The sequence below is a fragment of the Litchfieldia salsa genome, assembly GCF_900104555.1.
GTDB lineage: Bacteria > Bacillota > Bacilli > Bacillales > Bacillaceae_L > Litchfieldia > Litchfieldia salsa.
Genome location: NZ_FNJU01000008.1, coordinates 128,455 through 137,236, shown reverse-complemented (window position 1 = coordinate 137,236; position 8,782 = coordinate 128,455). Strand labels below are relative to the sequence as shown.

Below are 8,782 nucleotides of genomic sequence, written 5' to 3'. Positions count from 1 at the left end.
TGGACAAAACGGTCGGATTGGGAAAAGAGTTTGTTCGATAGGAGGTCTCTATTAGACAAAACATCTGGATCAAATTACATATATCAACATCATTCAAAGAACAGCCAAATGATTAAAAAAAGAGTAAGAATTCATTAGAATTCTTACTCCCATCAATCTATCTACTTGCCTCTTACTTACGTCGATCCTCAAACCAATCAATCAAATGCTTTAAACGTTCTAAGCGGTGTTTAGGTTTACCAGAACGAGAGAGGTCATGATTTTCGTCCGGAAAACGAACAAACTTGGTCTCCACTCCAAGGCGCTTAAGGGCAATATACCATTGCTCTGCTTGCTCCATTGGACAACGTAAATCTTGCTCGCTGTGCAGAATAAGTGTTGGTGTTTTCACATTACGTGCATAAGTTAATGGAGAAATCTTTAATAGCTTTTCAACATCGTCCCAAAGGTCAGCATGTCCATGCTGCCATTCAGTAAAGAAGAAGCCAATATCACTAGTTCCGTAGAAACTATGCCAGTTACAAATACTTCGTTGAGTTACGGCTGCTTTAAATCGGTTAGTACGAGTCACGATCACATTGGTCATATATCCACCATAGCTTCCACCAGTGACAAATAGTTGATCATGATCAATATAGTTATAGTTAGCTAGGGCATGATCTAAGCCGGCCATAATATCCTCATAATCCATACCACCATAATCACCAATAACAGCATTTACAAAATCATGTCCATATCCATGGCTTCCTCTAGGGTTTGTGTAAAGGACAACGTACCCTTTAGAGGCCATTAATTGCATTTCATGGTGTAGACCATTTCCATAAGCTGTAGCCGGACCACCATGAATTTGAAGAATTAGTGGATATTTTTCACCTTCTTGATAACCATAAGGCTTCATAATCCATCCCTCAATATCCAAGCCATCTGTGCTTTTATAATGGAAATTTTCCGGAGAGCTTAAATGAACCTCACTATATAACTCTTTGTTCCAATCAGTTAGCTTAACAACGTTCTTCACGTTATTAAGATCTTGAGTTAGTAAATCTCCAGTAGAATATGGAGTAGCTAGAACAAGGACCGCTTGATCATCATTAACAAGATCATAAGAAGTGATAGAAGCGTCTGAAGGTGATAAGGATTTGGAAACTTCACCTTCTATACTCACTGTAAAGAGCTGACAATCTCCACCAATAGTTGCGCTGAAATAAATAGTAGAACTAGTAGAGTTCCATATTAATTGAAGCTCTGCAGGATCATACTTTGCATCAACACCTACAAGGTTTCCAACTGTGTAATCAAAGCTTTCGGTTAAGTTTGTTAGTTTTCCTGATTCTATAGAAAACAGGAGAACATTGGCATTACCTTGACTTCTTTCACCACGTGTATGACCTGCAACTGCTAACCATTTCCCATCTGGGGAAATTGAAGGTGACATCATATATCCATTTCCTTGATAAAACAGGCTTTCTGATTTTGAAGCTAGATCGAATTTCCAAATTGCAGGGAGATAGCCCCACTCTTTATCTTCTGCCTTTGTCCCAAGATAGAATAATGTTTTCCCATCTGGTGTAAAACGAGGCTGAGAAAAGTCATGCTCCCCTTCAGTAATTTGCGTATATGACTTTGTCTCAAGGTCATATAAATACACATGCTTACGATGATCATTATAAATACCAACTCCATCACCTTTATAACGAAGTCTTGTAATCACCTTTACATCACTTTTATCTTCTGTTTCTTCAGTTTCTTTTTCAGAAGTAAGCTTGAATTCACCACTAATCGTAAGAGCAAGCTGTTTTCCATCTGGGGACCAAACGAAATCACTAATTCCTTGCTTTACGTCTGTTAATTGAACTGCTTCACCACCATCTATATGTAAAAGCCAAACTTGGTTTTTTCCGGTGCGATTTGAACGAAATGCGAGTGTGTTTCCATCAGGTGACCAATTTGGTGAAGTGTCTTTTATTAAAAGGTCTTTTGAATAATGAGAAGTAAACTGTCGCCCCTCTCCTTTTAAATCAGTTATAAAAATTGAAGAATAGTAGCCATCTTTCTCTTTATCCATGTGTGTTAAGACATAGGCTGCTTTATCTTTCGTAGGTGAAACGGTAGGATCACCTACAAACTTAAACCTACATAAATCTTCTGCTGTAATAGGACGTTTCGTCATTTTAATAACCCCTCCATGATAATATTTCTATAAAGTCTATCTTAACATTTCGAAAAACGAAATAAAATAAAATTTTCTGTATTTTACTTAATATAGAAGACATTACTTTTTTGTGCTGCTTTTTTGAGGATTATTGGCGTGAACCTTTTTAATGTTTTATAATAATTGATATTGTAGAGAAAAACTAACTACAAATTCTTCGCAGAAAAGATAGGAGATTTTAAATGACGAATAACGATATACTAATTCGGTTGAGATATGCTTTAGATATAAAAAACAATGATATGGTTGAAATATTTAAGCTTGGTGGTGTTGAGGTAACAAAGGAAGATGTTTTAAAAATTCTTTCCAAGCCAACTGAAGATTATGATGATGAAGATGATTTCGATGATATTGTTGAAGATGAAAACCATATCAAATGTAATAATGCGATGTTAGAGAAATTTTTGAATGGCTTTATTATTTTTAAAAGAGGAAAACAAGAACCAAAACCTGGGCAACCAGAAATTCCAGCTCTATCAAATGAAAGTGTGAATAATCTTGTTCTAAAGAAATTAAAGATTGCCTTATCATTAACAAGTGATGATATGCTAGTACTATTAGATGAAGCGGGAGTAAGCGTAACAAAAGGTGAGATAAGTGCGATACTAAGGAAAAAAGGGCATAAGAATTATAAAGTGTGTGGGGATAGATATGCGAGAAATTTCTTAAAAGGATTAGCATTAAAATACAGAGGGTAAGGTTTTGAACCCATAATACAGGTGATTGTATGATACATACTTATTCAGGTGAAACAATCAATTATGAAATTCATTATAGAAAAAAATCATCACATGGAATTGCAATCGATACCTATGGAAATCTTGTAGTTCAGGTTCCTAAGGGGACAACTGATGAAAGTGTGATGTCATTATTAGAGGGTAACTGGGGCTTGATTCAGCAAAAGATTAAAGAAATGAAGGATCGGTTAGATGGTCCACAGGAAAAGGTATATGAACATGGTGAGAGTTTTTTATACTTAGGGAACAGCTATCCGATCCAAATCCACCAAGACAAAAGTAGAGAGCAAGACCATGTTGTTTTTGAAAAGGATATCTTACATATTTATGTGAGGCAACTAGAAGATGAAAAAATCAAGCAAGCTTTAAAGCGATTTTACTATAAGCAATGTAAGGCTTTAGTAGAAAAAAGTATTAAATCTCATCAAAGTTACTTTAAAGTGAAACCACGCTCGATTCGTATTACAGATAACAACACCAATTGGGGAACTTGTGACTCCAACCTTCAATTAACCTTTAACTGGAAGCTAGCAATGGCACCACTTCAGGTGATAGACTATGTAGTCGTTCATGAGATGTGCCATATGGTTCATCTGAATCATGATCGATCTTTCTGGCGCCTTGTAGGGAAGATTATGCCTGATTACAAGGAAAAGGAAAATTGGCTAGCTTATTCAAATTGGAAAATGAGTGTTTAGCAATTGGTAACATTGATATAGAAGGGAGTACTTTGAATGTTAAAGTACTCCCTTTTTTGTGTGTCACTAAATCTATTAATTTGAAAAGTTTTAATATTTGAAAAAAACAATAATATTGAAAAATAACAATAAAACATTATAATGGTATTTATCGAGAGGACATTTGTTTATTTGAGGTGGAATTTTACAGAAATATCTATGATTTAGTAGGATTTATATCTTAAATAGAGGAATTTAGAAGGATTCTTTTAAAAATATGCTATTCATAAACGAATTAATTCTATTAAAAGTGTCTATTGTTTGAACGTTACTATTGAGGCTTGAATGTTTTTGTAATATATCTTGAATAAGTGGGGGAAATTGTATGAAAAGTATACTGAAAAAGTGGAATCAATTAAGTTTAGTAAAACAAATCGTAATAGGCTTAGTTCTTGGTATTATACTAGCTTTGACAATTCCAAAAACAGCAGCTTTTGTTGTGATTTTTGGATCATTGTTTGTAGGAGCCTTGAAAGCTATCGCGCCTGTGTTGGTGCTATTCTTGGTTATGTCGGCTATCGCTCAACATAAAAAAGGTCATCAAACGAATATGAGATCGGTTATCTCTCTCTATTTAATAGGAACTTTTTTAGCTAGTTTGATTGCTGTTGTTGTTAGTTTCATTTTCCCGGTAAATATAGCACTTGTAAAGGGTGCTGAGGATTTGGTCGCTCCTGGTGGTGTGGTAGAGGTTCTTAAGTCATTGCTCTTAAATGTTGTTGATAACCCATTTAAAGCGATATATAATGCGAACTACATTGGGATATTAGCTTGGGCGGTTGTGCTTGGGCTTGCTTTAAGAAATGCTAGTGATGTAACAAAGACAGTGATTTCTAACTTTTCAGATGCTATTAGTAAACTGGTTAGTTGGGTGATTAAATTTGCTCCATTAGGCATTATGGGACTAGTGTTTGAATCTATTAGCACAAATGGAATTGAGTCTTTATTAAGCTATGGGAAGCTACTTGCAGTATTGCTTGGATGTATGATCTTTGTAGCTTTAGTAGTAAACCCGTTAATCGTGTATGGAGCAATTAGGCAAAATCCATATCCACTTGTCATTAAGTGTATTAAAGAAAGTGGGATGACAGCATTTTTTACACGTAGTTCAGCGTCAAATATTCCAGTAAATATGAATCTATGTGAAAAGTTAGGCTTAAATAAGGATAGTTATTCAGTATCAATTCCGTTAGGTGCAACAATAAATATGGCTGGTGCAGCCGTTACAATCTCTGTTCTGACACTTGCAACAGTTCATACCCTTGGTATTCAAGTGGACGTCCCAACAGCTATTATTCTAAGTGTATTGGCAGCGGTTAGTGCTTGTGGTGCTTCTGGTGTTGCTGGAGGATCTTTATTATTAATTCCTTTAGCTTGTAACTTGTTTGGAATCCCAGCTGATGTTGCAATGCAGGTTGTTGGTGTAGGCTTCATTATTGGTGTATTACAAGACTCGTTTGAAACAGCACTTAATTCTTCAACTGATGTCATCTTTACAGCTGCGGCTGAGTTTAAAGAATGGCGTAAAGAAGGGAAAGTAATAAACATTAATAAAGTAGCATAAGAAAGGATTGTCTTATGTGAAATTCAAATACACCCCAAAATTATTGGGGTGTATTTTTATAAGAAAAACAGTGGAGAGGTCTTCTGTTGATGGGGAATGAAAAGAGAATGAGAATGCTCTTTCAAGGTCCTTTAAATTGTTCAATTTGTAGGCATGAATGAAACATAAGAACCGTCCCTGTGTACAGGGACGGTTCTTATGTGATTATTTAGTATAGTAGGAAGTTATTCCGTCTGCAATTGCTTTGGCTAAACGATTTTGATATGAGTCTGTTGTGACTTTTTTGAGTTCACTTGAATTGTTCATATAGCCAAGCTCCAGTAATGTTGCAGGCATTTTCACTTCACGTATAACTGAGAAGGATTGTCCGGCAGTACCACGGTCTTTTGCACCGGTATAAGTAACCATATTTTTGTGAATTAAGTTTGTTAGTTTAACACTCTTAAGAATTCTATCAGGGTTATTGTGCATCTCACTATTAATTTTAGATGGATGATTTGGATTGTATTTATAATAGTATGATTCAATTCCATGAACGGAACTCATATTTGTTCCTGAGGAATTGTGATGTATACTGATAAAAATATCTGGATTTAATTGGTTGGCCATTTTAGAACGGTCCAACAGCGAAATATAAGAATCACCTTGACGAGACATATGGACCTTATAGCCTTGTTTTAATAGTAATGTTTTAACTTTGTTTGCAATAGTTAAGTTTAAGTTAGATTCTTTATGGCCACCAAACGTTGCTCCCGGATCATATCCTCCGTGCCCTGGATCTAAAAATACGACTAATGGTTCTTTATAGGCTGCTTTCTCGTTCACTGCTTCTCCTAGTCCTTTAGGTACTAGTTTGATTTCTATCGCTTCTAAACGTTTTGAAAGGCCTTCTGATCCAGCCCTCATTCCATTTTTTGCCCAACCTAACCAGCCAAAGGATTGCGTATGGACGCGATAATAAACATCGTAATAAAGTGCTATTTCACCAGTTAAACTAATCTTTATCGCTTCTAACCTTTTACTTTGACCATACGTTCCAGATAGGGCGCCATCTGATGCATTACTTAGCCAGCCGTAACTTTGTACATGTGTGGAGTAGGTAATACCACCACTATAACCTACATTAGGTAACTGGATTTTAATCGCTTCTAGTCTCTTTGCTTCACCTTGTGTTCCGCTTTGTACTCCATCTTTAACAAAACCTAACCAGCCATAGGTTTCAACGTGTGTTGAATAAGTGACAGAGGGCTTCGTAAGAAACGCTGATTTTTCTGAATTAGGAGCTTGTCCGCCTTTTTTGACTAACACAATTTCTATGGCTTCCAATCTCTTAGAAAGACCTTCTGTTCCAGCAGATTCTCCATTTTTTGCCCATCCTAACCATCCAAAAGTTTCGGAGTGAACTCGATAATAAACATCAAAGTAATTTGCTATCTCTCCACTTAGTGCTATTTTAATAGCTTCCAATCTTTTACTTTGTCCTGATGTACCTGACTGTGCTCCATTTGATACGTTATTTAACCAGCCATAACTTTGTACATGGGTCGTATAAGTAATACCTCCACTAAAAGTTGAGTTTGGAAGGTTGATTGTAATGGCTTCTAAACGTTTTGATTGTCCATGTGTTCCACTAACCGCTCCATCAGTAACAAGGCCCATCCAACCATAGGATTGAACATGAGTTGAATAAGCAACAGATGGCTTTTTAAGAAGTGGTTTATCTGTAGCACCAGGAGGTTGTCCATTTTTTTGGACTAATACCATTTCAACTGCTTCTAAAGGTTCAGATAATCCTTCCGTCCCAGCAGATTGTCCATTTTTTGCCCAGCTTAACCAACCATATTGTTGTGAATGTACACGATAATAAACATCATAATGGTTTAACATTTCCCCATAAAGGTTGATTTGTATGGCTTCAATAAAGCCTTCACCAATTTTACCGCTAGGTTCACCATCTGAAACAAAGGGCAACCAATTATTTTGTACAAGGGACTTGTATGAAATTCCCCCTGTATGTGGTGCGTTTTCTAAGGAAATCTGTATCGCTTCTAGTGGTTTCTGTTGTCCGATGATTCCAGCTGTTGCTCCATTAGAAACACTATCTTGCAATCCAATCCCGTTAGAATAGACGGAATACTTAATAGAAGGCGTAGTAAGTGAAAGTGAGTTTACTTCATTTACCTGGACCTCTTGATCTATAGATTGATCTATAGGGTTTTCGGAAGTCGCTGCCTCAGGGGTACTCTCACTATGCTCAGTTGTTGTAGTATCTTCGGTGGATTCTGTGTTAATTGTAGCAGTTGTTTCTACTTCGTTAGCAAAACTGACCTTTAATGGTAAAGCGAAACTCAACAAAAGTAACCCTATTACTAAAAACCTTATTTTTTTCATGATGATAGCTCCCTGTAGATAAAATTATCACTACTATTAAAAAATTGAAATCCGTATTTATTCTAGCATAAAAATAGATAGATAGTTTGATAAAATTATGTGGTTATTTTTGGGTGTGAACAAGCCACTAAGAATAGCCTTAGTGGCCTAGTTTACATAAAGTCATAAAAGTACCGAATGACATGGAAAAAGATTGGTGCGGTATAGGTTAGGCTATCAACACGACTAAGGTAACTTTCTTTCATATTAGTTGATTTTTCATCATCTCCAATTAGTAAGTCTCGTTTGAGGACTGATATCGTAAGGGCTCCACAAAAACCTCCAATTGCAATAAGTAATCCTGATATTATGCCAAATGTTACATCAAAAGGTGTTAAATATGGATAAACTAGGTATGCAACCAGTGTGGTTATAAGGATTGAGCCTAAAAAGCCTTCCCAAGAGATATTCGGGTTTGATGTAGGAGCCACTTTTCTTTTTCCGAAATAAAGAGAAATTAAAAAGTGGATGACGTCATTAAGTTGTGTTAGCAATACTAGGAATAATACGAGATTGGGGCCGTATTTTGGGCTGGCAAATTGGAAGTATGCAAGATGACTTAACCCAAAGACCATGAGCATTAATCCCCATTGTGTAGAGCTTACAGATCTTAAAAATCCAACTGTCCCTTTTTTTCCAAGAATTCGAGGTAAGGGTAAGAATAGGAATACATAAATAGGAATAAAGACAATAAACATCCCATACCATTCAATATAAATCCAGTAAAATTGGACAGGAATTGATAGATAGGCCCACAAAAAAGCCCTTCGATCAACCTTTCTCGTTTTGATCATTGAATAATATTCTTTTAATGCAAAAAAGCATAGAATCATTAACGAGAGGAGGGATACAATTGGATTGAATAGTGTCGCAAATGCAAAAATGACAAACATTCCCCACCACGTTTTTACACGAAATGAAAGAGAAGAGAAGTCCTTGTTTGGCTGAGTTCTTTTCACAAGAAAAACTAATAAACTAGCAGTTAGAAGGCTGATGAAAATGACTAACTGTGTCCAAAGTGCGCTGTTCAATCTTTACACCAACTTTTTATCGATATTTTTTTTTAGAGTCATGTATAATTAATATAGGTTAAAAATGTCAA

6 protein-coding genes are annotated in these 8,782 nt (G+C 35.9%); 3 read left to right on the top strand and 3 right to left on the bottom strand.

Going from position 1 to position 8,782, the window contains the following annotated elements:
- Positions 1-172: 172 nt before the first annotated feature.
- Entirely contained in the window at positions 173-2,170 is a 1,998-nt protein-coding gene (locus tag BLQ56_RS15645) for a S9 family peptidase (protein WP_090856317.1), read from the bottom strand.
- Between the two features lie 224 nt (positions 2,171-2,394).
- Here BLQ56_RS15645 and BLQ56_RS15640 point away from each other — a divergent pair, with 224 nt between their 5' ends.
- From BLQ56_RS15640 to sstT, 3 genes are all read left to right on the top strand, one after another.
- Positions 2,395-2,910 carry a YehS family protein gene (locus BLQ56_RS15640; RefSeq protein ID WP_090856314.1) on the top strand — a complete coding sequence of 172 codons (516 nt, stop codon included), beginning with the start codon at positions 2,395-2,397 and terminating at the stop codon, positions 2,908-2,910.
- A gap of 29 nt (positions 2,911-2,939) precedes the next feature.
- The gene (locus BLQ56_RS15635; protein ID WP_090856312.1) at positions 2,940-3,647 is read left to right on the top strand and encodes a M48 family metallopeptidase; all 708 of its coding nucleotides are present in this window, start codon (positions 2,940-2,942) and stop codon (positions 3,645-3,647) included.
- A gap of 364 nt (positions 3,648-4,011) precedes the next feature.
- Positions 4,012-5,250 carry a serine/threonine transporter SstT gene (gene sstT, locus BLQ56_RS15630; protein WP_090856309.1) on the top strand — a complete coding sequence of 413 codons (1,239 nt, stop codon included), beginning with the start codon at positions 4,012-4,014 and terminating at the stop codon, positions 5,248-5,250.
- A gap of 204 nt (positions 5,251-5,454) precedes the next feature.
- Here sstT and BLQ56_RS15625 read toward each other — a convergent pair whose 3' ends face one another.
- A complete protein-coding gene (locus BLQ56_RS15625) occupies positions 5,455-7,641 on the bottom strand; it encodes an N-acetylmuramoyl-L-alanine amidase (protein WP_090856306.1) in 2,187 nt (728 codons plus the stop codon).
- 152 nt (positions 7,642-7,793) lie between these two features.
- Positions 7,794-8,711, bottom strand: coding sequence for a phosphatidate cytidylyltransferase (locus tag BLQ56_RS15620; RefSeq protein WP_090856303.1), 918 nt, complete (start codon positions 8,709-8,711; stop codon positions 7,794-7,796).
- Positions 8,712-8,782: the final 71 nt, after the last annotated feature.